Origin of the sequence: Sinorhizobium sp. NG07B, from assembly GCF_002532005.1 — a bacterium.
In the GTDB taxonomy this organism is placed as follows: Bacteria; Pseudomonadota; Alphaproteobacteria; order Rhizobiales; family Rhizobiaceae; genus Sinorhizobium; species Sinorhizobium fredii_C.
In genome coordinates this window covers 910,421-934,396 of record NZ_NWTD01000003.1, presented here as the reverse complement: position 1 = coordinate 934,396, position 23,976 = coordinate 910,421, and the positions used below count along the sequence as shown (strand labels likewise).

The window sequence follows — 23,976 nt, the reverse complement described above, 5'->3', positions numbered from 1 at the left end:
TGCCTCCTCAAGCGACCTTGGCCGCAGTCTTCGCGGCATGGCGGGCGTAGTCTTCGGGCCGAGCGTCGAGCACGTTTTCCTTAATCCAGGCCGTGAACGTCTCCCGGTCTCGTGCGATCTCGTCCCAGCGTATGTAAAAGGCATTCGACCGCGGATAGTAGCCATGCGCGTAGGAGGGGAAGGCGCCGCCCGGCACATGGGTGACGGCCGTCACCGCCCAGGTCGGCAGTACGACGGAATTGGGAGAGGGCGGCGAGAGTTCGTCGACGATCTCCTCGACGGTGACGATCGAGCGCCTGGCGGCAAGCACCGCCTCCTTCTGGACGCCGACGATGCCTTCGAGCAGGACGTTGCCTTTGCGGTCCGCGCGCTGCGCGTGGATGATCGTCACGTCCGGCCGGATCGCCGGCACTGCAGCCAGAACTTCGCCGGTGAAGGGGCAGGTCACGCTTTTGATGTTCGGGTTCACCTTCGGCAGGTCGGCGCCGATATAGCCGCGCAGCATGGCGAAGGGCAGGTTTGCGGCGCCCGCCTCATAGGCGTTCGCCATCGCCGCATGCGAGTGCTCCTCGATCTCGAGTGGCCGCGGCCATTGGTTCTCGACCGCATCGCGGAATCGGTGCAGCGAGCCGACGCCCGGATTGCCGCCCCAGGAGAACTTCATGCCCCGCGCGGCACCGACACCGATGAGCTGGTCATAAAGAATGTCCGGCGTCATGCGGACGAGGAACAGATCCTTACTACCCTGGCGGATCACCTCGTGCCCGGCGGCATAGGGGATCAAGTGTGTGAATCCCTCCATGGCGACGGTATCACCGTCGCGGACATTCTCCGCCACCGCCTCGGCGAGCGACATTATGCGAGCCATGCAACTCCTCCTCTCTTAGCCGGCCGGCAATACCTTGCGAGTGGCAAGCTCCGTTGCCCGGCAGCGGCGACTGCCGGGGAATAAGCGCCTCTTTCCGCCAACCGTCAAATATTTTGTGCGATATTTGACATTTGTTCGCATATCGCACAAGCTACAGCTGATCTGAATGAGGGAAGAATTATGCGGGAAACGGATTTCGTCAGCGGTTTTGCGCGCGGCTTGAAGGTGATCGAGGCCTTCGGCGAGACGCAGCCGCGACTGTCGATCGCCGAGGCATCGAAGCTCACCGGCCTCGACCGCGCCACGGTCCGGCGCTCGCTGCTGACGCTATCGGAACTCGGCTATGCGGATTACGACGGCAAATTCTTTAGTCTCACGCCGAGGGTCCTAAGGCTCGGCCACGCCTATCTCTCGGCGACGCCGCTGCCGGCGATCGTCCAGCCTCATCTCGACCAGCTCGCGGAAAAGGCGGGGCAGAGCGCCTCGGCCTCCGTCCTCGACGGCACCGAGGTGGTCTACATCGCCCGCGCCTCGCAGCGCCGGGTAATGTCGATCAACCTGATGCCCGGCTCACGTCTGCCCGCCTATTGCGCCTCGATGGGAAGGGTGCTGCTTGCTGCCCTCCCTGAGAGCGAGGCACGCGAAATCCTGGCGCGCACGGAACTCAAAGCCAACACGCCGCGCACGAAGACTGATCCGGAGGAATTGATGGCGGAGCTCCGCAGGGTTCGCGAGCAGGGCTATGCGATCATCGATCAGGAATTGGAGCTCGGGCTGTGTTCGATCGCGGTTCCGCTGATGAACGCGCGTGGGCAGGTGGCCGCCGCGCTCAATATCGGCGCGCCTGCCGCCCATGTGGCGGTGGCTGAACTCGCGGAACGGTATTTGCCTCTGCTCAAGGAGACGCAGTCGGCACTCCGGCCGCTGGTGCAATAGATCGCATCGCGTCGCATCCATTTAGTGGGACCGGTATGCCTACCGTTTGGCCAGAGGCGAGCGGCCATCATCGACGGCGTTGCTTTCTAAGTCTTTCCATTCTTTTCGGCGGGTCGACGAATAACACCAGCACAACCGCCGCTGCTACCAGGATGTAGGGCGGAACACCGGTCGTTGCGCTGACAAAGGCAGCAATCAGCATGGCGGCCGCAATATAGATCCCGATCGAGAGAGGACTGGATAGCACGTTCCAAGTGGAATCGGACATACGATCTTTCCAACTGCCGTCGAACGCTGCCATGACTGAAGATCCCCATCGAATGGACTGCCGCTATACGTGTGGAACGAACCACACGGCAAACGACGTCGCAGCGGATCAGACCTTGGCGGCGGAAGCGCCTCCCGGAGCCGGACCAAAGTCCCTGTATTGCCGGCGAAATGTGCGCTCCGATGCCGCCTCATCGTCAATCATTTGCGTCGATGCTGCAGTGCGGCAAAAATCCCCCGCGCGGCCATGAATTCACCAAAACTTCGCGACAGAACGCTATTGCGGGTTGTCCGTGGGATGCGGACGACACCTCTTGCAAGCGGCAAGTCGGCGACATTTCTCCCATGTCTGCCGGCTTTACACACGGGGATGACGGACCATGAAAGTTGTAGTCGAGAATACCGTCTGCTTGAACACCGGCGACGCGGCCATTCTTCTGGCGATCAGGCACATCCTGAAATCGGTGTCGGACGAGGACCTGGAATTCCTGGTGTTCGACAGCCAGCCGGAAGTCGCGGCGCGGCTTTATCCGAAGGAGCAATATCCAGACATCGAGCTCAGGAAGCTGCCGTCGGAATCGATCTTCAAGTACAAATACGACGACAACACCGTCAAGAATGCCTTGAAGCAGGTCTATAACCAGGCGGTGTTTCAGGCGCTGCGCCATCTCGGCAGCGGCAACTATCTCGACCGGCGTTTCTTCAGCGATGCGGACCGCAAGAGCCTCGCGCTCTACAAGGATGCCGATATGGTGATCACCACCGGCGGCACCTATCTCGTCGAAAACTATTCGCTCGAACGGCGCATCAACCAGTTCAAGCTTGCCGAGATGCTCGGCAAGAAGACGATCTTCTTCACCCAGTCGCTCGGCCCCTTTTCCAAGCCCTATAACCGCCGCAACCTGCCGCCGGTTTTCAACCGCAGCCCGCTGATCCTGTTGCGCGACGTCCGTTCGCGCGATCACATCCTCGATCTCGTCGACGATCCGTCGAAGTGCCATGTGGTGGCCGATTCCGTCTTTGCGCTCGCCGACGTGGAGCGGATCAAGGCGCTCTTGACGATCGGCCGACCGGCACCGACCGGCCGCGTCGGCATATCCGTGCGGCACTGGCACTACGTGCAGGGCGGTGGCGGCGGCATGAACCGCTATATCCAGTCGATCCGCGAGATCGCGACGAGGCTCGTGCGCGACCACGGCAAGCAAGTCACTTTCATTTCGACCTGCCAGGGCGTGCCGGAATATGCCCATGACGATTCGAAGACGGCGAAGCTGATCGTCTCCGGCCTCGCGCCCGAGATTGCCGAGCACGTCACGGTCGACGCGGCGTTCCACACGCCGGAACAGCTGATGGCGACCGCCAGGGAGTTCGATTTCGTCGTGGCGACGCGCATGCACATGATGATCATGTCGCTTTGCGTCGGCACCCCGGTGCTGCCGATCGCCTACGAGTTCAAGACCAAGGAAGTCGCCAAGCGGATTGGCGTCGAGGATGTCCTGCTCGATATCGACACGGTGACCCCGGAGGAGGCACTCGGCAAGCTCGACCGCTTCGCCGGCGACCTCGACCGCTATCGCGCGGTCAGCCTCAAGGCAGTACTCGAGGAGAACGCCTCGGCGATGTCGGCGGCGGACCTCATCCGCCCGCTGGTGGCAGGTTCATCGGCGAACGGCGTTCAGGCCCTTCGCCAGGATCTCGAAGAGGACTTGGCGCGGCGCGCGTAGGGCAAGCGCGAAGAGCAGCGCCAGCCCGTAGTTGAGGCAGATCGCCAGAGCCAGCGCGACGACGTTCGAGGAACCGGTCAGGGCTGTCGGCAGCAGCCGGTAGCCGAACCAGGCGATAAGCGCCGAAAGAACGAAGAGGCCCTGGACGTAAAGGAAATCCCGCGCCGAGACAGGCCCGACCCGCTGCAAGAGCCAGGCAAGCACCGGGACCCGCAGAAGGTAGCCGCTGATCGCATAGGCGGCTGCCACCCCGATCGCACCCCATTGCAGACCGACGACGAAAGAAAGCACCGTCGTCAGCGACGAATAGATCCCCCAGCGGAACATCGTCTTCGTCTCGCCCTGGCAGATGAAGATCCAGCCGGTGGTGCTCGAAACCGGCTGCATCAGGCTGGCGACCCCGAGCCAGGCGAAGATCGGCGCGACCGGCAGCCATTGCGCACCGAAGAGGAGGCTGACGGTCGGCTCGGCGGCGCAGGTCAGCGCCGCAATGCCCGGCATGGTCACTGCCGCCAGCAGCCAGTTGGTCCGCATATAGATGTCGCGGAACTGCGGCTTGTCCTCCTGGATACGGCTCATCAGCGGGATCATCACCCGCGACAGGGGCTGGGTGATGTTTTGCAGCGGAAAGAGCAGAAGCTTGTAGGCGCGGTCGTAATAGCCGAGCTCGACCGGTCCGGAGAACTTGCCGATCAGGATGTTGTCGAGATTGCGCGAGAAGAAATTGACGAGGTTGAAGCCGGTGAGATTGGCGCCGAAGGAGATGATCTCACGGTCGATCCGGAAGGCCGGCCGGGCGGGCATCCATCGTGTCGCCCCCCACGCGGCGAGAAGTGCCACGGCGGCCGAGGCCGCCGGGCCGATCACCAGCGACCAGTAGCCCATGCCGAAATAGGCCGCAGCGGCGGTGACGAGGAGGCCGACGACCGCCGCGTAGACATCGTTGAGCGCCAGTTGCCCGAACTTCAAATGCCGGTTCATCAAGGCGAGCGGCAGGGCCGCGAGGCTGCCGAGCAGCAGCGGCAGCGCCGCGGCAATCGCGATCGCCGTCATCCGCTGGTCGCCATAAAAGGCGGCAATGGCGGGGGAAAGGGCAACGACCACAAGGGTGCAGAGAAGGCCGACTAGGGTGCTGATCCAGAAGACCTGGTTGAGCTCTTTCTCGCCGATCTCCTTGCGCTGGATGACGGCCTGCTGCAGGCCGAGATTCTGGAACAGCCCGACGAAGGCGACAATCGGGCTCACGGAAGCGACGAGACCGAAATCCTCCGGCGCCAGCAGCCGGGCGAGCACCACGACTGAGACGAACTGGATGACCATGCGCAGAATTTGAGCGCCGCCCGTCACCAACCCGCCGCGAAGGGCGACGCGGCCGACCTGAAGGTTTTCCTTGTTCAAGCGACAAGCCTCGTTTGGGGGAACCGGCTGAGAATCCGCGCAAAATCATCGTCGAGCGCCTGCATGTCGAACTCGGCTTCGACCTTCCTGCGGGCGTCCCGGGCAATGATCTCGCATTCGTCCGGGTGCTCGGCGATGAAGCGCAGCCGGTCCGCCAGCGTCTCGACATCCCTTTCGGCGGCGAGAAAGCCGGTCTTCCCGTCCTCGATCAGTTCGGGGATACCCGAATGGGTGGAGCTGACCACCGTCAGCCCGGCCGCCATCGCCTCCATCAGTGCCACCGGTATCCCCTCGACATCGCCGTTTTCGGCGGTGACGCTCGGCAGCACGAAGGCATGCGATCGCCGCAGCCATTGCTTGACGTCCTGATGGGGGAGACTGCCGAGGAAGGAAATCTGGCTGGCAATTCCGAGTTCGGCGGCGAGCGCCTCGAGTTCCGGCCGCAGCGGACCATCGCCGATGATCGTATAGCGCCAGTTGAGTGCGGGGGCGGTGCTGCGCAGCCTGCCGAGCGCCCGGAGCGCGAATTCGATGCCCTTCTTCTCGGCCAGCCGGCAGACCGAAATCAATTGCACCGTCGCGCCGCACCAGGATTTCCATTCATAGGGGATCTTCTTGAGGTCGATGCCCATATGGTGGACGGCGACCTTGGCCTCCGGCGCCCCCGCCTCGATCAGCACGCGGCGAAAATAGTCGTTTACCGTCAGGTTGAGCGCGCCGTGCTGAAACAGGTCGTCATAGCGGCCGAGGCCCCGCTCCTTGAGAGGAACGCCGACGTCATAACCGTGGAAAATCGTCACGATCGGCGGCGTTAGCCGCTTCCATTTCTTAAGCCGCGCGGCGCGGGCGCCGTTGTGGCCGAAATGGGCGACGATCACGTCGCATGCGTTCAATCGGGCGACCGAGGACATGTCGAGCGCGGTGGAGGCCTTGTCGCGGAGCTTCGGCGGCAGTCGCCCGATGGCCGGACGGAGGCGCGACGCCGCACCCCACCAGTCGCGCGTGCGAGCCAAGAGCGTCGCAAGCGGCTCCTGCCGGCGATCCGCAAAATTGTAATCCGAAATACCGTTGCAGACGACCTCGACCTGAAAGCCGCGCCGCAACAGGCCGGCCATTTGGCCGATGACAAACGTTTCCGAAAGCATCGGAAACTGACCGACGACGAATCCGACGCGCATGCCGGGCGGTCTCAGGAGGCCTTGAGCTGGGCAGGGCGGCTCGCGGCGGCGCGTTCGAGCAGTTCCAGGAAGGCCGCGAATTGCCTGTCTGGCTGCATCAGCGGCCGCTTGGCGAAGGCGGATGCTGCCTGCGACAGGCGCTGATATTCTTTGTCGTCGCTCCAGAGCCTGCGGATGGCGCCGGTCCAATCCTCGAGCGGCGCGTCATAGTCGAGCACGATGCCGCCTTCGCCGATCGCCTCCGGCAAGCCGCCGCGCCGCGATCCGACCACCGGAATGCCGCTGCAATGGGCCTCGGACGCAACCCGTCCCCAGGCCTCTTCCCACTTGCTCGGCGCAAGCAGGATTTTCGTCCGGCCATAGACGGTCTTCATGTCGCTGGTGCGGCTTTCTAGCCGGACATTCTTCAGGGGCGCGATGATCTTCTCGATTTCCGCCCGATGATCATCGGAAAGCTTCCAGCTTTCGACGAACAGGAAGGGAATGTCCGGGCAGTGCTCGGCGATTCGGACCGTCAGCTCGAAGCCCTTCTCCTTATAGGGATTGATGAAGGTCACATATTCGCCGGTCGTGCGGGTCGTGTAGGTTTCGGGATTGATCGTCGGCGGAATAACCACCGAATCGATGCCGAATTTCTGCTTATAGGCCCGGGCGGTGAATTCCGAATTGGCGATGTAATAGGCGGAGGTCAGTTCGCGCAGATCGCCGGCGAGCTCGTGGAACTCGACGTTTCTAAGATAGATCACCAGCGGCACGTTGTGCGCCTGCAGCGCCTTGCCGATGGGCACGGATTTGTGGCACTGCACAACGGCGACGTCGGGCTGCAGCTTCTTCACCGCAAAGGCCGCCGCTTCCCAGGGGTGCCAGGCACGCACGACCGGATAGCCGGGAAAGCTGTCCATGACGCCGCGTTCGCCGGACAACTTAAGCTTGACGCGCTGCTTGAAGCCAAACATGCCGTCGCCGAACAAGGCGGCGAGCACGCCGGCCTCATGGCCGCGCTCGCGCAATTGCTGAACCAGGTGGTGGGTGCTCGACTGAACGCCGCCGCTGAATTCGGGATAGTAACCGTTTCCGCCGGCAAACAGAACCTTCATACGCTGTTCTCCTTCATAGAGACGTTTCGTCGTGACCGATTGGCGCGTCACCCGATCGGGTGAGGGTGAACGCATCAACTCCAGAATGACGGCAATTGTTGGGTCGGCCGTCCATGGGCCGGCGCAACCTGCGATTTAGAGCGCATGAGGCTGGCCCAAGCGGCTGGGCAGACCGGAAGAGGCAGCCCGAATCCGTGTTCATCCAGCCGCAAGAGCGTGATCCTCCACCGAGCAGGGTGACCGTGTGAAAGCGCGCAGCATTGCTGCACTGCAACAAAGACTGTCATGGCGCGTTCTGATAGTCAACTGAGCCTCATACTTCTGGGCTAGTCCGAAAGACGTACGCCCTGTTTTGGTCGGATCCGCTCGCTTGACGCGCCGGCTGTCCGGGCCTCAAATCAGTTTCCAAGACCAAAACGAGACGGGTGAATCATGGTGGACGACGAACCGGTACCGGAGACGAAGTTGACATCCACCAAGCGGCGCTGGGCGGCGGACGGCAAGTTCCTGACTGGCCGGATTGCTCGACCCGGGGCCGATCGCCTCCCGCCCGGTCAGCATCTCGTCAAGGAATGGCCCGTCCTGGACCTTGGGCAGCAGCCGCATATCGCGCTGGAAAACTGGCGACTCGACGTGACGGGTGCGGTGGAAAATCCGGTTTCGCTCGACTGGGCGGACTTCCAGTCGATGCCTCAAAGCGAGAGTCTCTCCGACATCCATTGCGTGACGACGTGGTCGCGCTACGACAATCGCTGGCAGGGTGTCGCGACGCGCGACCTGTTAGACCGGGTGATGCCCAAGCCGGAGGCGGAGTATGTAATGCTGACGAGCTTCGACGGCTATTCAACCAACCTGCCGCTCGCCGATTTCGCCGCCGAAGATGCTATTCTTGCGACGACCTGGCAAGGCGCGCCGATCACGCGCCCGCATGGCGGGCCGATGCGTCTCGTCGTTCCCCATCTCTATCTCTGGAAAAGCGCCAAATGGCTGTCGCGCATCGATTTTCGCAGCCGCGACACAGCCGGCTTCTGGGAGAAGAACGGCTATCACATGCGCGGCGACCCATGGCGCGAGGAGCGCTATTCCGGCGATTGAGGCGAGAATCCCCGACTATCCGTCTTTATCCTTGATGCTACAGTCCACGGTTCGAGAAGCGAATTCCGCCCAGGAGGAGAGCATGCGCAATTCCGCCTTGACGAGCCTGTCCTTCGCCTTGTTCATCGCATGCAGTACGGCCTTGCCGCAGATGGCTGGCGCCGCCTCGCCCGAGCCCGTCAAGGCCGAGCACGGCATGGTAGTGACCGCCCAGCATCTTGCCTCCGACATCGGCGTCGAGGTCCTGAAGAAGGGCGGCAATGCCGTCGATGCGGCGGTCGCCGTCGGCTATGCGCTCGCCGTCGTCTATCCGACCGCCGGCAATATCGGCGGCGGCGGCTTCATGACCATCCGCTTCAAGGACGGCAGGACGACGTTTCTGGATTTCCGCGAGCGCGCGCCGCTCGCCGCCACCAAGACCATGTACCAGGATGACAAGGGCGAGCTTGTCAAAGGCCTGAGCACCGACGGCTATCTTGCCGTCGGCGTGCCGGGTCCGGTGGCCGGCTTCGAATTCGCCCGCAGCCGCTACGGCACGCGGCCGCTGAAGGAGCTGATCGAGCCGGCGATTACGCTGGCGCGCGAAGGTTTTCAGCTCGAGCAGGGCGATGTCGATACTTTCGACGGCAGGACCGAAAGGCTGGCCAAGGATCCGGCAGCCGCGGCGATCTTTCTGAAAGCGGGAAAACCGTTCGAGGTGGGCGACAAGCTCATCCAGGCTGATCTTGCTACTTCGCTTACAAGCATTGCCGAGAAAGGGCCGGACGCCTTCTACAAGGGTGCGATCGCCGACGCGATCGTCAAGGCGAGCGCGGAAAAGGGCGGCATCCTCGCCAAGAAGGATTTCGAGCAATATCAGGTGCGCGAGCTCGAGCCGGTGAAGTGCAACTACCGCGGCTACGACATCGTCTCCTCGCCGCCGCCATCCTCGGGCGGCGTGATCATCTGCGAAATCCTCAACATCCTCGAAGGCTATCCGCTCTCCTATCTCGGCTACGGCTCGGCCGAGACGGTGCATGCGATGATCGAGGCGATGCGCCATGCCTATGTCGATCGCAACACCGCGCTCGGTGATCCGGACTTCGTCGAAAACCCGGTCGCCAAGCTGACCGACAAGGCCTATGCGAAGGAAATCCGCGACAAGATCGATCCGTTCAAGGCCGGTACCTCAGAGGCGTTGATGCCCGAGGGCTTCGGCGAGAGCAAGGAGACGACCCACTATTCGATCATCGACGTCGAGGGCAATGCGGTTGCCGTCACCTATACGCTGAACGGCTCGTTCGGCGCAGGCGTCGTCGCGCCCGGAACCGGTATCCTGCTCAACAACGAGATGGACGATTTCACCGCCAAGCCCGGCGCGCCCAATCTCTACGGTCTTGTGCAGGGCGAGGCGAATGCGATCGCGCCCGGCAAGACGCCGCTCTCCTCGATGAGCCCGACGATCATCTCCAAGGACGGCAAGCCCTTCATGGTGATCGGCAGCCCCGGCGGCGCACGCATCATCACCATCACGCTGGAAGCGATCCTCAACGTCATCGACCACGGCATGAACATCCAGGAGGCAGTCGACGCGCCGCGTCTCCACCACCAATGGCTGCCTGACAAGGTGTTCATGGAGCCCTACGCGCTTTCGCCCGACACGCTGAAGCTGCTCTCGGCGATGGGCCATGACGTCGAGATCGACAAGAATTGGACCATCTGGGGCCAGGCGACCGGCATACTCGTCGGCGGCGAGAGTCTCGCCGAGATCGCCGCTGGCGGCGGCGCGCGCTACAACGGCGCCGCCGACAGCCGCATCGGCGCCGGCGCGGCGAGGGGGTATTAGGGCCTGCTCTCATTGGGGCCGAACCCCTCTGGCCGCCATGCTCGCCACAACGGGAAGACGACCCGCGGCTCCCTCCGTGTTTCGCGGGAACGCTTCGCCACGAGAGAAATCATGAGTGACCAAAAGATTCGAGGAACAAGGGCGCCACCTCGCGATAACGGCTTGTTCCTAAGCGCGATTGACAAGATGGATCCTGGCGAGAACAACAAGTTCAAATGCAAGGCATTCCGCTTTTCCAAGCGCAATCGAACCGCCGCGGCAGGCGCGGTGCAAAAGTCGCGGTTTATCGTATGACGGAAGACGAGGATCCCGCGATTGAGGCCCGACTAAGTGCAGTAGACGAGAGGCCAAACGTCCGACGCACCAAATCACCAGACATTTCTCTGAGTGAGGGACTGGAGATTGCGAGAAGCACCGTTGATTGTGGTGCCCCATAGTGCGTTACATCCTCGGGGCCACCGCCTCGGCGGCCTCGCGGATCGTCTGCATCAGGATCGACAGCGGCAGCGACGGGATCGCGTCGGTGCGCATGGTGAGGCCCACCGGTCCCTTCGTCTCGCTGGTGTCGATCGGCAGCGCCGTCAGCAGCCCGTCGTCGATGTCGGTGGCGACGACGCCGTTCGAGATGATCCAGATCGCGTCGCTCGAACGCACGAAGGCACGGCCGAAGGAATCGGAGACGGTTTCGATCTGGTTCGGCAGGCCGGCAATGCCATTGGCGATCAGGAAGCGCTCGACGAACGGCCGGATGATCGAGGCGCGGGTCGGCATTAGCACTGGATAGTCGCCGAGATGCGCGAAGAGGGACTGCTTGCCAGACAGCAGCGGATGGCCGGCGCGCACGGCGAAGACCACCTGCTCGGAATAAAGATGCTCGAAGGAGAAGCCGGTCATCCGGTCGGGTGCGGCGAGCCGGCCGACGACGAGGTCGAGATCGCCGACGCGGAGCTGCTCCAGGAGCACGGCATTCTCGCCGGTGACGATCTTGAGCCGGGCGTTGGTCTTCTCTTCGAGGAAGAGCGCGATCGCTCGCGGCATGATGCGCGTCGACACCGTCGGCAGCGCCCCGACGCGGATCGGCGGTCCGTCGCCGGAGCGCTCCTGCGAAACGGAATCGAGGCCCTGCCGAAGCGCTGTCAGAGCCGCGCCGGCGTGGCGCAGGAATACCTCGCCGTAACGGGTGATCTTGATGCCGCGTCCGTCGCGCTCGAAGACCGAGACGCCGAGCACCTCCTCCAGCTCGCGGATCGTCTTGGTGACCGCCGGCTGCGTGACGTTCAAGAGATCGGCGGCCTTCACGACGCTCTTCTGGCGCGCGACCTCGACAAAAGTCTGCAGATGACGAAACTTGATGCGCGCGTCGATCATTGAAACATAACCCAGGAGTTAATGGTTCGGCGCAAAATATCATTTTACCTAACCAGATGAAATCGCCAATTTGGTGGGGAGGAGACTTATCGTGCAATTCACCCGGATTAACGACATTGCCATCCACTATCGGTTGATTGGCGCGGTTGCCGAGAAGCCGGTGCTTGTCTTCGTCAATTCGCTCGGCACGGATTTTCGCATCTGGGACGACCTCGTGCCGCGCCTCTTCGATGCGTTTGCCATCGTCCTCTACGACAAGCGCGGCCATGGTCTCTCGGATATCGGCCAGGGGCCCTATGCGATCGAGGATCATGCGAGCGACCTTGCCGGCCTGCTCGATCGCCTCCAAGTCAAGCGCGCCATCATCTGCGGACTCTCGGTCGGCGGCCTGATCGCGCAATCGCTCTACCAGCGCCGGCCGAATTTGGTGCGCGCGCTCGTGCTTGCCGATACGGCGCACAAGATCGGCACGGCCGAGATGTGGGACGCCCGCATCGCGGCGATCGAGGCGCATGGCATCGAGGCGGTCGCCGACGCGGTGCTCGAGCGCTGGTTCACGCCGGCCTTCTGCCGGCGTGAGAACGTCGCCTTCGCTTGTTACCGCAACATGCTGATCCGCCAGCCGGTGCCGGGATACGTCGGCACCTGCGCGGCAATCCGCAATGCCGACTACACCGAAGCGGCCGGAAAGATTTCCGTGCCCGTGCTCTGCGTCGTCGGCGACCAGGACGGTTCGACGCCGCCCGATCTGGTGCGCTCGACGGCCGGGCTCATCCCCGGGGCGCGTTTCGAGGTGATCGGCGATGCCGGGCATATACCATGCATCGAGCAGCCCGAGGCGCTGGCCGCGACCCTCCGTGAATTTTTCATCTCCCTGCCATGAGACAAACCGATGAGTAAAGCCCGATGACCGACAGCTCCGCCTCCGACCGTTATCGCCAGGGCATGGTGACGCGTCGCGCCGTTCTCGGCGACAACCACGTCGACCGCGCCCAGTCGGCGGCGACGGAATTCGACCAGCCGTTCCAGGAACTGATCACCGAGGCGGCCTGGGGTCATGTCTGGTCGCGGCCGGCCCTGACCAAGCGCGAGCGGTCGATCGTCACCATCGCGCTGCTCGCCGCGCTCGGCCAGGACGAGGAGGTGGCGATGCATGTCCGCGCCACGGCCAATACCGGGGCGACCCGCGAGGACATCCGCGAGGCGCTGCTGCATGTGGCGATCTATGCGGGCGTCCCGGCCGCCAACCATGCCATCAAGATCGCCAAGCGGGTGTTCGCCGAGATGGATGCCGCAAGGCCGAAGGGGGAGTGACGATGTCCGAGACAGAAAACCGCAGGCCGGAAACCGGCGCTTTCTTCCAGCGCGACCGGGATTGGCACCCGCCGGCCTTCGCCCCCGGCTACAAAACCTCGGTGCTGCGGTCGCCGCGCAAGCCACTGCTTTCGCTGGACAATACGATCTCCGAGATCACGGGTCCGGTCTTCGGCCATTCGATGCTCGGGGAACTCGACAACGACCTGATCCACAACTTCGCCAAACCCGGCGAAAGCGCCATCGGCGAACGGATCATCGTGCATGGGCGGGTGCTGGACGAGCGCGGCCGGGCGGTTCCCGGCGCGCTGCTCGAATTCTGGCAGGCCAATGCCGGCGGGCGCTACCGGCACAAGAAGGAAAGCTATCTTGCGCCCCTCGACCCGAATTTCGGCGGCTGCGGCCGGGCGATCACCGACGAGAACGGCTATTATTGCTTCCGCACAATCAGGCCGGGAGCCTATCCCTGGCCGAACGGCGTCAACGACTGGCGTCCGGCCCATATCCATTTTTCGGTCTTCGGCCACGGCTTTGCCCAGCGGCTGATCACTCAGATGTACTTTGAAGGTGATCCGATGATCTGGAAATGTCCGATAGTCGGCACAATCCCCGACCGGCGGGCGATCGAGCAATTGATCGCGCCGCTCGATTGGGCGAATACCATCCCGATGGATGCACGGGCCTATAAATTCGACATCGTGCTGCGCGGTCGCCGCTCGACGTTCTTCGAGAACCGGCCGGAAGGCAATTGAGGGAGGGAACGATGGTTCAGAATCTGGGCTACCTGAAGGAAACCGCCTCGCAAACGGCCGGGCCTTACGTCCACATCGGCCTCACGCCCAATTTCGGCGGCATTTCCGGTGTGTTCGAAAGCGACCTTGGATCGGTAATGGTCAATGACAAGACGCTTGGGCAACGCATCGCCGTGACCGGGCGGGTAATCGACGGCGCCGGCGCGCCGCTCAAGGACGCGCTGATCGAAATCTGGCAGGCGGATGCTGCGGGGCTCTACAATTCGCCTTCGGAAACGCGCGGCGCCGCCGACCCGAATTTCACCGGCTGGGGCCGCTCTCCGACGAGCGCCGAGGACGGCACCTTCCTTTTCGAGACCGTCAAGCCCGGCCGCGTCCCGTTCAGGGACGGCCGCCTGATGGCGCCGCACATGAGCGTCTGGATCGTGGCGCGCGGCATCAATATCGGGCTGCACACGCGGATGTATTTCCCGGACGAGGCGGCGGCGAACGCCGAGGATCCGCTGCTTCAGCGGATCGAGCATCGCCATCGCGCTGAAACGCTTGTCGCCGGCGGCCAGGCGCCTAATTATGTTTTCGACATTCATCTCCAGGGGGAGAAGGAGACGGTCTTCCTGGATATCTGATCATTGGCGACTCATCCCGCGTTGCCGCGCGCTTGTCGGCTCCCCTGGTTCAGGGGAAGCCAGATCCAGGAGACGTGGAATGACCTACTCGGCCTTTGATCACCCATATCTGTCCGGCCTGCTTGGTGACGAAGCGGTAGCGGCTGAGTTTTCCGCGGCCGCGGATATCCGCGCCATGCTCGCCTTCGAGGCGGCTCTGGCGCGGGCCGAAGCGCAGCACGGTGTGATCCCGCATGCGGCCGCCGACCGGATAACCGAGGCATGCCGCGCCTTCTCCCCGGATGTTGCGGCCTTGCGGCGCGGAATGGCTACCGACGGCGTCGCCGTGCCGGAGCTGGTCCGTCAATTGCGGCGCGCCGTCGGCGAAGAGACAGCGGAATATGTGCACTATGGCGCCACCAGCCAGGATGTCGTCGACACCAGCCTGATGCTACGCCTGAAGGCGATCGGCGAGCTCTTCTCCGGCCGTCTCGGCGAGATTGTCACGATACTGGAGGAGGGCGTCCAGCAATGGGGCGAGCGTCCGCTGATGGGCCGCACCCGCATGCAGGCGGCCATTCCAATCACCGTAACGGACCGGATGCGGAGCTGGATCGAGCCCCTGCTCGACCACCAGGACCGGCTCGACGCGATGGATATCGACCTGTTCGCCGTGCAATTCGGCGGTGCCGCCGGCACGCTCGACAAACTCAAGGACAAGGCGGATGCGGTCCGCGCGACGCTGGCGGAGGAACTGGCGCTGATCGACTGTCCGCAATGGCACAGCCAGCGCGCTGCGATCGCCGATTTCGCCCACCTTCTTTCGCTGATCACCGGCAGTCTCGGCAAGTTCGGCCAGGACATCGCCCTGATGGCGCAAACGGGCGACGAGATCGTGCTGGCCGGCGGCGGCTCGTCCTCTGCCATGTCGCACAAGCAGAACCCGGTCGCCGCCGAAGTGCTGGTGACGCTGGCGCGCTTCAATGCCACGCAAATCTCGGGCATCCACCAGGCGATGGTGCATGAGCAGGAGCGTTCCGGTTCCGCCTGGACGCTCGAATGGCTGCTCCTGCCGCAGATCGTCGGGGCGACCGCGGCGGCACTGAGGCTTGCTGCGGAACTTGCCGGCAATATCAAGCGCCTCGGTGCCGCTTGACTGACGAAAAGTCCGGGCCGCTTCCTGCGAAGCGGCCCGGCAATCAGTGGCGAGACTTGAGCGGTGTCGGACAGTCACGCCGACCGGGCAATTTGCCAGTCGAGCCGGCGTACGTCCCTCTGCAATTGGGCATAGGACGGGCCCGGAATCCTGCCGTTATGCATCGCCGCTACGTGCGTTGCGTCGGCGCGGATGTTTCCCTCCTCGCGACGCAACCTGTGGAAGGCGACGGAACTCAGCTTGCCGGAGGCGCGCTCCGCATCCATGCGATGATTGGCGGCGCGAAGTTCGTGGAGGATCGCGGCAAGCCGCGGCTGCTGAACGACGATGGCGGAGGTCATCGGCCGGGCGTCCGAGGCGGGCGGGGCTACGTCGTCGTTGCCGAATATGCCCCGGTAATAGTCGCCGTTCTCGGGACCGGTTGAGTTTGGACCTTCCTGCCGCCCGGCAGCGAAGGCGCCGCCTATGGCGAGCGAGAGAGTGAGGGCAGCGATTGCGGATGTCTTGATGAGCGAGCGCATCTTTGCGTCTCCTTGAACTTGAGGAAGCGGAGCGCTTCCGACCGGGGCTGTCTCATACCGTCGTGTCGCGACCCTTTCGATCGCCGGCAGTATTCAGCCTCGAGTAAAGGAATAGGCCAGGAGACGGCGTAAGTCACATTAACAATAAATAAAGTTCTGCTAGCATTCTTGACATAGTTTTGTCCAATTTCGGACGGGTGCAGCGTAAAATGGGGAGAAACTATTAAGGGAATAAATGTTTTTTGGGTCGATATCCCCCCCAGTAACTATGGTGCCGACCGGCGTTCATGAACTATCTGTAATATTTCAGGCGTGCCGTCCGTTCAAGGCGTTGCCCGCCGGCCAAAATTCTTAGAGCAAACGCCGATCCGGTTGAATCGTTGCTGCGGTCGCAGACACCCCCTCTGCCCTCCCCGGCATCTCCCCACAAGGGGGAGATTGGCTGGAAACGGCGTTCTGCCCCACGCCATCCTACGTTTGCCGAAATCAAGGCACCTGCAAATTTCCATGCATGGATATTCGATGGGCGGGACATTCGTTTTGGCCGATCTCCCCCCTTGTGGGGGGCCCGGCAGGGCAGAGCGGGGTATCACGCCGTTCCAATCGGATTGAATTCCGCCTCTAGAGCGCCGCGCGTTCATTCGAACGCGCAAAGGACGCTCTAGCACTTTGAATCTAGAGCATCTTTTCTGCTTTCGGTGGTTCCACTTGAAAGCAGGATGCTCTAGGCGGAGCGGAGCCGCTCGCGTTCGCGTTCGTAATAGCGCTCGAGCGAGGGCAGCGCCGATTTGAGCTCGTCGAACTCAGCCGCGTCGATGCCGCCGGGGTCGCGGTACTTCGCTTCGATATAGGCGAGATGTCGGCCGAGTGCTGCCTCGGAGGCACCCTCGGCCAGCGTGGAGACCGGCGAGACCGTGTTCCGTCCCTTAACGGTGATGCGGTCGATCTCGACCACCGGGAAGCTGGCGGCGGCGAGTGCAGCCGTCCGTTCGCCAAGCAGAAGCGGGATGCCGTAGTCCTTCGAGGCACCTTCGAGGCGCGAGGCGAGGTTGACCGCATCGCCCAGCGCCGAATAGTCGAAGCGGCGGGCGGAGCCCATGTTGCCGACGACGCATTCGCCGGTATTGATGCCGATGCCGATGCGCAGCGTCTTCGGCTGCCGCCCGGCCGCGACCGCCTCGGCATCGAGCTCGGCATTGATGCGGGCGAGCGCAGCGAGCATGTCGCGGGCCGCGGCGACGGCGTGAAGGGCGTGGTCGGGATCGTCGAGCGGCGCGTTCCAGAAGGCCATCAGGCAGTCGCCGATATATTTGTCGATCGTGCCGCCCTGATTCAGCACCGCCTCGGAGAGCGGCGTCAGCAGCCGATTGACGAGCGTCGTCAGCCCCTCCGGGTCGTCCTTCATGTCTTCCGCGATCGTCGTGAAGCCGCGGACGTCGCAAAAAAGGATCGTCAGCGTGCGCCGCTCGCCGCCGAGTTTCAGTTGCGATGGGTCCTGCGCCAGCCGTTCGACGAGCGCCGGCGAGAGATATTGCGAGAAGGCGCGGGTGATCTCGCGGCGGCGGCGGCGTTCCTCGGCATAGTCGATGCCCGCCTGGCCGACCGCGACGCCGAGGAAGGCAAGGCCAGGTCCGAGCGGCGAGACGAAGACATGGCCGAAACGCATCAGGCCGTAGCTTGCGAGAAGGATCAGCGCGAGTGCGAAGGCGCCGTAGCCGAAGGTCCTCCAACTCGTCGATTTTAGCACGACAAGCGCTGCGGCTAGCGCGGCCAGCAGGATTGCCGGCGTGGAAGCAGGCGCACCCGCTAACTTGATGGCGAGCCGGTGAACGAGATTGTCATAAATGGTCGCCTGGATCTCCGCGCCGGCGACGAGGCCGCGCGAAAAGACGGTGTCGGAGGTGGCGAAGGCATCGGCGCCGCCGTCGGCGATCGACGGGGCGTTCTGCAGGCTCAGGCCGACGATGACGACGCGGTCGCGGAACGTACCTTCCGGCAGGAAATTTATGGGATCGAGCGCCTGGTAATAGGAAACGGTCGGATAGGTGCGCGCCGGGCCGAAGGTCTGGATGAGCCTCTGCGCCTGCGGCTGCTCCGGGTCCGCTCCGGCGACTGTCGCGAGCGTCACGGCGAACCCGTCCGGATAGGACGGGATTTGCCGGAGCGTACCGTCGCCGCTGAGATTGACCGAGGCGATGCCGACCTTGGCGCCTCTCTCCGTGAAGAGGGCGAGGGGTTCGGTGCGGACGAATTGTTCGGCCTGCGGCGTCTGGATCAGCGTCTGGTCGCCGGCGAGCACCACGTCCGGCCTGAGGACTGCGGCGAGCGCCGCGTCGTTTCGCGGATCGGCGGCCGGCTCGGCAAAGATGACGTCAAGCGCGATCGCCCGCGCGCCGGCCTTTCTCAGCGCCTCGATCAGCCTGGCATGCAGCGCGCGAGGCCATGGCCATTGGCTGCCGACCTCGGCCATCGACGGCTCGTCGATCGCGACAATGATGGGGCTGTCCTCCGGAAGCGCGGGGCGGCCGATGATCGAGAGGTAGTCATAGGCTCTGAGATCTGCGAGCGACCAGGACCCGGTCAGCGAGGCGAGCGAGACGAGGGCAGCGACGAAGGCGGTCAAGATGGCAAGCTTTGCTCGCCGCGGGGAAAGGCGAATGCGATCGATTGCCGAGGACACGCGCTGACGGGTGGGCGCTGGACGCGGGGCGTTCATCAGAACCGCACTTTCACCGTACCCTTGACCGTGGGGCCCCAGCCGGGCAGGCCGTCGCTGAGCTCGAACTCCTCGTCGAGCAGGTTGAAGCCGGCGAGTTCGACCTCGATCCGCTTGTCGAAAGGCTCCCATAAGAGAGATGTGTCGAGGGTCCAGAAGTCGTCGAGGGTCGCGCCAAGGTCTGTCGTACGCTCGCCGACATAATTGGCAGCCACGGTCGTCTTAACGTTGGCGGTGTTGACCCAGGTCAGCGCCACCTGGCCGGAATTTTCAGGCAGCAAGGGCAGATCGCCGCTGCTGCCAGCCGACAGATTCTCGCTTTCGATGCGGGCCGCGGTCGCCGAGAGACCGAGCCCGTGGCCAAGCGCCACATTGGCGGTCAACGCAACGCGGTCCACTCTGCCCTTGTCGAAATTAAAGTCGAACGGGCCGCCGACAGTGGTGAACGGGAAAGCAATGGACCCGTTGCGGATTTCCTGGTGCTGGTAGTCGACTGCCGTGAAGAGCCAGTCGTTCCATTCGGCGTCCCATCGGAGGGCCAGCGTGTCGGCATAGCCGGAAGTGCCAATCAGGAACTGATTGGGTTGCAGCGCGACAATGCCAACGGGGGCCAGCGTGGCTGCGCCGAAATTGTAACCTTCACGCTGAACGGCTGCGCGCAACCAATGACCTTCGCCCGGCGCCCAGGCGATGCCGAGTTTCGGTTCGATCCGGATGTCGTTGTCGTTGACGTCCTCGATATAGCGAGCGAACAGCGCACCTTCGACCTTGAGATCGGGGGTGATCTCGTACAGGCCGTCGACATAGGCTTTGGCCACTGTTTGCACGGACGATTCATAGTCGGTTATTGTTGCTGAAGGAAACGGCGGCGACGCGGTGAAGCTGAAATGCGTCCGGCTGTCAGACCGCACTTTCCCACCCTCTGCGCCGTAGCGCCACGTCAGGTCTCCTTCCCCGTAGGTGTGACTCAAGGCAGCAATATAACTTCGCTCTTTGGTGTCCAGATCGAGATTCGTTTCGGTGCCTGTGGCATCCACAGCAGTCAGGCTATCACCGGTTCGAACTTCTTTGAAAAACAGAGCAGCGTTCCCGACATTGCGGTAGCCGAATGTGTGACTCCAGGCGAGACCGGAAATAAGCGCGGAAGAGTCGTCTCCGAAACCTAGGTCCGGCGGTGTAGGCAGAACTTCCCGGGATTCATCGACATCCGCGTAGTTTGCGAAGGCGACAAAACGGTCGTCGGGAGTTGGGCTGGCCGTGAGATAGCCGCTGCCGCCGATGATCCGCCGTTTGCGATCGATGGGCAGTCCTGCAGATTCGATCGTGTCCCGCGGCTCTTCCCACTCGAATGTACCGAAGACGGTGATCGGGAATGGAGACGCCGTAAATCCGCGGACAGCCGCTTCTCCCACCCGCCCGGTGTGATCCTTGTTGGCGATGAATCCGCCGCCGAGTTCTGCTTCAAAGAAAGGCGAGCGCAGCAAGTTGACGGTTCGCTCGCGGCTAGCGAGCATGTGCGGCTCGATCAGCAGCCCCTGCAAGAGAGCGGAGAAGCTGGTGGTGTTGGTCGTGTTGGTGATTGCGTTGGCGGCGAAGTCGTAGTTGTTGAAGAATGGATTGACGCTGCCGCGCACCGCCTGGTCGACGTAGCTCGCGCCGGTGAACGGGTCGAACACGGCATCGCCGTAATATTGGCCCCAGGCGTCGAGGCCTTGCAGGCGGAAGGCGTCGTTGAGCGTCGAGCCGGCCTCCTGGTTGGCGCCGAGCGCCGCTGTGTCGCCGCCGCGCGCCCGGGTGCGGCGCATCGCTTCCTGGGCGTTGCGGATGGCGGCGTCTGCGTCATAGGCGTCGATGGCGATAGCTGTTCGGACCGTCGCCACGACGGGATCGTTCGGATCCAGCCTATCGGCATTGTCAAGCGCCTGTCCGGCCGGAACCCGGTCGTGCTTTTCATAATGGGCGGCCGCAAGCAGGAGCTGGGCGTTGGAATAGGCGGGATTGGCCGTCGAGCCGGCGAGCAGGTCTTCGACCGCCTTATCGACCTCGCCGTTCTGCAGGTGATAGCGCCCGCGCGCTACAAGCGCCACGTCGAACGAGGGGTCCACGGAGAGCGCAGTGTCGATTTCGCGTTTCGCTTCGGCCATCCGCATCTCATCCATGTATTGGATGGCGAGGTTTGCATGAGCGACGGGATCGAGAGGGTCCAGCGCGATCGCTTCCTTTAATGCGACCTCGGCGGCGCGGTTGTCGCCGCGCTCACCCTGGAGGAGCCCCAACGAATTCCAGATGGAGGATGAACCCGGGGCCGTCTTCAATGCCTTGTTGAGATCGGCAAATGCGCCTTCGAGATCGTTTTCGATGTGGTAGCGGTAATGGGCGCGGGCCTCGAGCGCGGTCGGATCGCCCGGATCGATCGAAAGTGCGCGTTCGACGCCATCGCGAAGTTCGTCTCTATCGTCGAGCAAGAGGGCGAGCTGGGCGCGGGCCGCCGGCAAGGTCGGGTCGTCGGGGTATCTCCGCTCGGCCTTCTTGATCACCGCGATGGCTGCGGGGATGTCTTCCCGGAAACCAGCGGTCCAGGCCTGCGCCATTCCAGCATAACGGCCCGCCGCGGCGCGTGGGGGTGTCTCTACACGATCGGGGTCCGCAAGACCGCGGGCAAAATATCCCCCGTAGGCTGCTATGGTCCGGCGGCTCGGGTCGAGCCCCCGTTCGGCTTCAGCGAATAGCCGTGCTGCCTCCCGATATTGATTTGCGGAGCCGGCGATCAGCGCCCGGATGAGTTTGGCGCGCGCGAGCTGAGAGCCGGTCAGGCCATGCCTCTCTGCCTCCGAGAGTACCGCCTGAGCCTTCTGACGGCCGTTGAGGGCTAGATAAATCTCGGCAAGGCCGAGCCAATCCTCGGCGGATCGGGAGGCATTGGGCTGCGTCTCGATCCGCGCGCGTTCCCGACGCATCTCCGGAACACTGAGCGGTGTCGCGGGCATCCAGGCGAAGGCATTGCGAAGCGACAGATGGAACAGCATCTGCTCGCGGTCCTTCGGCGTGACGATGACGATCTTGGCGGGCGCGCTGCCGATTGCGGCGACGGCACCTTCGCCCTGCTTCACCCTCACGCTGCCATAGGCGTTCTTGAGCTCGACGACACCTTCGAGGACGGTGAGCGACGTCTTGCCGTCGCCGCCGACGGTCATCGTCCAGTCGGTGCCGCGGATTGCGGCGGCAGCCGCCGGCGTGTCGATCACCAGCCCTTCGCCGCCGCGTTCGGCGCGGGCCCAGATCGAGCCCGATTCGAGTTCGAGGTTCGTGTCGCCCCCGCCGATCTGCTTTACGCGCAAGGCGGTGTTACGCCCGAGCCGAATTTGCGTGTGGTCCCGGAAGAGTACGGCCAGTGAACCGGTGGCGTTGGTGCGCAGCACGTCGCCGGCAATCAGGTCCTGGGCGAGGTCGACGAACCGCCAATTAGATACATCGACGAAGCGCACCTCCTCGCCGGACTTGCGGGCAATAACCGATCCTGCCGCGGGCTGATGCCGCGGCACCGGCTCGGCAAACGCGAGCCATGGCGCAAAGAGCGCCATTGCGATCAGCAATGCCCCCGTTCTTCTTCGCCGCATTCCTGCAACTGCCCCTCGTTACACGGAATCCAGTGGATTTTCGGGCTGGAAAAGTCAAGCGCCCAGTTTTGGGCATATATTGTTACCGGCCCGGTGTAATAAAGAGGAGACACGGAGCAAGGGGACACACATGGATCTCGGGGGAAATCTGTACAAGCTCGAAGCCTCAAGTGAAGGAGAGGGCCGGGAGATCGCGCCGGCCGCCTATTACGATCACATCCAGAAGATCAATGATGTCTTCTCCGATCAGATCAAGATGTCCGATCAGAAGGCGGCCTATATCTTTACCTTCATGTTTGCCTTCTTGGTCTCGTCCGAAGAAGGGCGGAGCGTGTTTACTTGGCAGCGATATACGGAAGGGGAGATGCTGCCGATGATACTCTCGGCTGCCATGGCGCTGGCCTCGATATTCTCGTTGCTTGCCGCCATTCTCGTTGTCCTGCCGAGAAAGGGCGCCACGTCCACGACGCTCTTCTGGGGTGCGTGGCGCGCCCACCGCGACGAGTTCATTGATGCGGCAGGCCGTGGTGATTCGACCTATCTGTTTCGGCAGTATGTGGACAACGCCGACGTGCTTTCGGCGATTGCCTGCAGCAAATATCGCTTCGTCATCGCCGCTTTCCGCGGCCTGCTGATCACGGTACTCGCCTATGTGTGCCTGCTGGCAATCCCCTGAACCTGGCTGAGCCGTCACTGACTTCCGCCACGGAGAAAGCGGCAGGCGCTACCTCGCCGCGCCTACACCGAGTCGCGCACCCGCTCCCAGGCCTTCGTTAGGTGCCGCCCCAGCACCTCCGATAGCTTGCCCTTGTCGCGGGCCTCGAGCGTCGCGATCATCTCCTCGTGCTCGGCGACGGCGGCAGCCCATTTTTCCGGGCCTTCGTGGCCGATGAAGCGGATGCGCTTCAGCCGCGTCTGCAGCATGGCGTGCATGTCGGCGAGCGCCGCGTTGCCGGAAAGCTGAGCGATCGCCGTGTGGATCTGCTGGTTGAGCTTGTAATATTGCAGCCGGTCGCCTGCCTTGTAGCGGGCGACCATTTCGTCGTGCAGCGCCCTGATTTCCGCAATCTCCGCGTCGCTTGCGGCTTCGCAGGCAAGTCGGCCGGCAAGCTCCTCGAGCGACTGCAAGACGGTCAGCATGTCCTTGACGTCCTTGGCGCTGAAGCGCTTGACGACGGCGCCGCGGCTCGGCACGAGCTCGACCAGGCCCTCGCTCGCCAGATATTTGATCGCTTCGCGCAGCGGCGTGCGCGACACGCCGAGTTGTTCGCCGAGCTGACCTTCGTGCAGCCGGGTGCCGGGCGGCAGATCCCCCTCGATGATCATGTCGCGAAGATGGCTGACCAGCGTGTCGTGCAGCGCAGTGCGCCGGATCGGCCCCGGGCCGCCTTCGGGCCGCCGCTCCAATGATGTGATTTCGTTCATTTTCCCGTTCTGCGCTGCGACCGGTGACCGGTCGTAAGTTCTCTTGGTCGCCCCGATTGTATCAGCTGCGCCTCATTCAAAGCATGGAGACAGGCCCCGCCATCGTCAACAAAA

The 23,976-nt window shown here is 63.3% G+C and carries 20 protein-coding genes; 10 read left to right on the top strand and 10 right to left on the bottom strand.

Going from position 1 to position 23,976, the window contains the following annotated elements; all coding sequences use genetic code 11:
• Positions 1-7 precede the first annotated feature (7 nt).
• Positions 8-868: a CoA transferase subunit A gene (locus tag CO664_RS14230; RefSeq protein WP_097539121.1), complete on the bottom strand. Its 861-nt coding sequence runs from the start codon at positions 866-868 to the stop codon at positions 8-10.
• 180 nt (positions 869-1,048) lie between these two features.
• Between CO664_RS14230 and CO664_RS14225 the strand changes: the two genes are divergently transcribed.
• Entirely contained in the window at positions 1,049-1,804 is a 756-nt protein-coding gene (locus CO664_RS14225) for an IclR family transcriptional regulator (protein ID WP_097539120.1), read from the top strand.
• Positions 1,805-1,871: 67 nt separating this feature from the next.
• On the opposite strand, the gene CO664_RS14220 is transcribed toward CO664_RS14225, so the two are convergent.
• Positions 1,872-2,105 (bottom strand): hypothetical protein, encoded by a 234-nt coding sequence (locus CO664_RS14220; protein ID WP_141471713.1) that lies wholly within the window; start codon positions 2,103-2,105, stop codon positions 1,872-1,874.
• Between the two features lie 346 nt (positions 2,106-2,451).
• On the opposite strand from CO664_RS14220, the gene CO664_RS14215 reads away from it, so the two are divergent.
• Entirely contained in the window at positions 2,452-3,795 is a 1,344-nt protein-coding gene (locus CO664_RS14215) for a polysaccharide pyruvyl transferase family protein (RefSeq protein WP_097539118.1), read from the top strand.
• Here the strand turns inward: CO664_RS14215 and CO664_RS14210 are convergent.
• The 3 genes from CO664_RS14210 to CO664_RS14200 are packed head-to-tail and all read right to left on the bottom strand — an operon-like array spanning position 3,730 to position 7,468.
• Positions 3,730-5,193, bottom strand: a complete 1,464-nt coding sequence (locus CO664_RS14210) for a lipopolysaccharide biosynthesis protein (RefSeq protein WP_097525752.1) — start codon at positions 5,191-5,193, stop codon at positions 3,730-3,732. The genes CO664_RS14215 and CO664_RS14210 overlap by 66 nt on opposite strands.
• Positions 5,190-6,371, bottom strand: coding sequence for a glycosyltransferase (locus CO664_RS14205; protein ID WP_097539117.1), 1,182 nt, complete (start codon positions 6,369-6,371; stop codon positions 5,190-5,192). The genes CO664_RS14210 and CO664_RS14205 overlap by 4 nt, the downstream gene beginning before the upstream one ends.
• 11 nt (positions 6,372-6,382) lie before the next feature.
• Positions 6,383-7,468, bottom strand: coding sequence for a glycosyltransferase (locus CO664_RS14200; protein ID WP_097539116.1), 1,086 nt, complete (start codon positions 7,466-7,468; stop codon positions 6,383-6,385).
• Positions 7,469-7,900: 432 nt separating this feature from the next.
• Between CO664_RS14200 and CO664_RS14195 the strand changes: the two genes are divergently transcribed.
• The gene (locus CO664_RS14195) at positions 7,901-8,563 is read left to right on the top strand and encodes a sulfite oxidase-like oxidoreductase (protein WP_037418822.1); all 663 of its coding nucleotides are present in this window, start codon (positions 7,901-7,903) and stop codon (positions 8,561-8,563) included.
• Positions 8,564-8,645: 82 nt separating this feature from the next.
• Positions 8,646-10,388, top strand: a complete 1,743-nt coding sequence (ggt, locus tag CO664_RS14190) for a gamma-glutamyltransferase (protein WP_097539115.1) — start codon at positions 8,646-8,648, stop codon at positions 10,386-10,388.
• Positions 10,389-10,829: 441 nt separating this feature from the next.
• Here the strand turns inward: ggt and pcaQ are convergent, their stop codons facing one another.
• Positions 10,830-11,756, bottom strand: coding sequence for a pca operon transcription factor PcaQ (pcaQ, locus tag CO664_RS14185; RefSeq protein WP_037418829.1), 927 nt, complete (start codon positions 11,754-11,756; stop codon positions 10,830-10,832).
• A 91-nt stretch (positions 11,757-11,847) separates the two neighbouring features.
• Here pcaQ and pcaD point away from each other — a divergent pair, with 91 nt between their 5' ends.
• The 5 genes from pcaD (at position 11,848) to CO664_RS14160 (ending at position 15,583) form a co-directional block, all read left to right on the top strand.
• Positions 11,848-12,639 (top strand): 3-oxoadipate enol-lactonase, encoded by a 792-nt coding sequence (gene pcaD / locus CO664_RS14180; protein ID WP_097539114.1) that lies wholly within the window; start codon positions 11,848-11,850, stop codon positions 12,637-12,639.
• Positions 12,640-12,662: 23 nt separating this feature from the next.
• Positions 12,663-13,070, top strand: coding sequence for a 4-carboxymuconolactone decarboxylase (gene pcaC, locus CO664_RS14175; RefSeq protein ID WP_097539113.1), 408 nt, complete (start codon positions 12,663-12,665; stop codon positions 13,068-13,070).
• Positions 13,071-13,072: 2 nt separating this feature from the next.
• Positions 13,073-13,822, top strand: a complete 750-nt coding sequence (gene pcaH / locus CO664_RS14170) for a protocatechuate 3,4-dioxygenase subunit beta (RefSeq protein ID WP_097525758.1) — start codon at positions 13,073-13,075, stop codon at positions 13,820-13,822.
• 11 nt (positions 13,823-13,833) lie between these two features.
• A complete protein-coding gene (gene pcaG / locus CO664_RS14165; protein ID WP_037418840.1) occupies positions 13,834-14,448 on the top strand; it encodes a protocatechuate 3,4-dioxygenase subunit alpha in 615 nt (204 codons plus the stop codon).
• A gap of 79 nt (positions 14,449-14,527) precedes the next feature.
• Entirely contained in the window at positions 14,528-15,583 is a 1,056-nt protein-coding gene (locus tag CO664_RS14160; protein WP_037418843.1) for a 3-carboxy-cis,cis-muconate cycloisomerase, read from the top strand.
• A gap of 74 nt (positions 15,584-15,657) precedes the next feature.
• On the opposite strand, the gene CO664_RS14155 is transcribed toward CO664_RS14160, so the two are convergent.
• From CO664_RS14155 to CO664_RS14145, 3 genes are all read right to left on the bottom strand, one after another.
• Entirely contained in the window at positions 15,658-16,104 is a 447-nt protein-coding gene (locus CO664_RS14155) for a hypothetical protein (protein ID WP_097539112.1), read from the bottom strand.
• A 724-nt stretch (positions 16,105-16,828) separates the two neighbouring features.
• Positions 16,829-18,820, bottom strand: a complete 1,992-nt coding sequence (locus CO664_RS14150; protein WP_097539111.1) for a CHASE2 domain-containing protein — start codon at positions 18,818-18,820, stop codon at positions 16,829-16,831.
• On the bottom strand, positions 18,820-22,437 hold the full coding sequence (locus CO664_RS14145; RefSeq protein ID WP_097539110.1) for a FecR domain-containing protein: 3,618 nt from the start codon (positions 22,435-22,437) through the stop codon (positions 18,820-18,822). The genes CO664_RS14150 and CO664_RS14145 overlap by 1 nt, the downstream gene beginning before the upstream one ends.
• A 130-nt stretch (positions 22,438-22,567) precedes the next feature.
• Here CO664_RS14145 and CO664_RS14140 point away from each other — a divergent pair, with 130 nt between their 5' ends.
• Entirely contained in the window at positions 22,568-23,113 is a 546-nt protein-coding gene (locus CO664_RS14140; protein ID WP_097525764.1) for a Pycsar system effector family protein, read from the top strand.
• A gap of 62 nt (positions 23,114-23,175) precedes the next feature.
• On the opposite strand, the gene CO664_RS14135 is transcribed toward CO664_RS14140, so the two are convergent.
• Entirely contained in the window at positions 23,176-23,862 is a 687-nt protein-coding gene (locus CO664_RS14135) for a GntR family transcriptional regulator (protein ID WP_097525765.1), read from the bottom strand.
• Positions 23,863-23,976 lie beyond the last annotated feature (114 nt).

Bases quoted from the DNA above. Each gene is read 5' to 3' on its own strand.
- CO664_RS14230 (WP_097539121.1), bottom strand. From the start codon at position 868: ATGGCTCGCATAATGTCGCTCGCCGAGGCGGTGGCGGAGAATGTCCGC.
- CO664_RS14225 (WP_097539120.1), top strand. From the start codon at position 1,049: ATGCGGGAAACGGATTTCGTCAGCGGTTTTGCGCGCGGCTTGAAGGTG.
- CO664_RS14220 (WP_141471713.1), bottom strand. From the start codon at position 2,105: ATGGCAGCGTTCGACGGCAGTTGGAAAGATCGTATGTCCGATTCCACT.
- CO664_RS14215 (WP_097539118.1), top strand. From the start codon at position 2,452: ATGAAAGTTGTAGTCGAGAATACCGTCTGCTTGAACACCGGCGACGCG.
- CO664_RS14205 (WP_097539117.1), bottom strand. From the start codon at position 6,371: ATGCGCGTCGGATTCGTCGTCGGTCAGTTTCCGATGCTTTCGGAAACG.
- CO664_RS14200 (WP_097539116.1), bottom strand. From the start codon at position 7,468: ATGAAGGTTCTGTTTGCCGGCGGAAACGGTTACTATCCCGAATTCAGC.
- CO664_RS14195 (WP_037418822.1), top strand. From the start codon at position 7,901: ATGGTGGACGACGAACCGGTACCGGAGACGAAGTTGACATCCACCAAG.
- ggt (WP_097539115.1), top strand. From the start codon at position 8,646: ATGCGCAATTCCGCCTTGACGAGCCTGTCCTTCGCCTTGTTCATCGCA.
- pcaQ (WP_037418829.1), bottom strand. From the start codon at position 11,756: ATGATCGACGCGCGCATCAAGTTTCGTCATCTGCAGACTTTTGTCGAG.
- pcaC (WP_097539113.1), top strand. From the start codon at position 12,663: ATGACCGACAGCTCCGCCTCCGACCGTTATCGCCAGGGCATGGTGACG.
- pcaH (WP_097525758.1), top strand. From the start codon at position 13,073: ATGTCCGAGACAGAAAACCGCAGGCCGGAAACCGGCGCTTTCTTCCAG.
- pcaG (WP_037418840.1), top strand. From the start codon at position 13,834: ATGGTTCAGAATCTGGGCTACCTGAAGGAAACCGCCTCGCAAACGGCC.
- CO664_RS14160 (WP_037418843.1), top strand. From the start codon at position 14,528: ATGACCTACTCGGCCTTTGATCACCCATATCTGTCCGGCCTGCTTGGT.
- CO664_RS14155 (WP_097539112.1), bottom strand. From the start codon at position 16,104: ATGCGCTCGCTCATCAAGACATCCGCAATCGCTGCCCTCACTCTCTCG.
- CO664_RS14150 (WP_097539111.1), bottom strand. From the start codon at position 18,820: ATGAACGCCCCGCGTCCAGCGCCCACCCGTCAGCGCGTGTCCTCGGCA.
- CO664_RS14145 (WP_097539110.1), bottom strand. From the start codon at position 22,437: ATGCGGCGAAGAAGAACGGGGGCATTGCTGATCGCAATGGCGCTCTTT.
- CO664_RS14140 (WP_097525764.1), top strand. From the start codon at position 22,568: ATGGATCTCGGGGGAAATCTGTACAAGCTCGAAGCCTCAAGTGAAGGA.
- CO664_RS14135 (WP_097525765.1), bottom strand. From the start codon at position 23,862: ATGAACGAAATCACATCATTGGAGCGGCGGCCCGAAGGCGGCCCGGGG.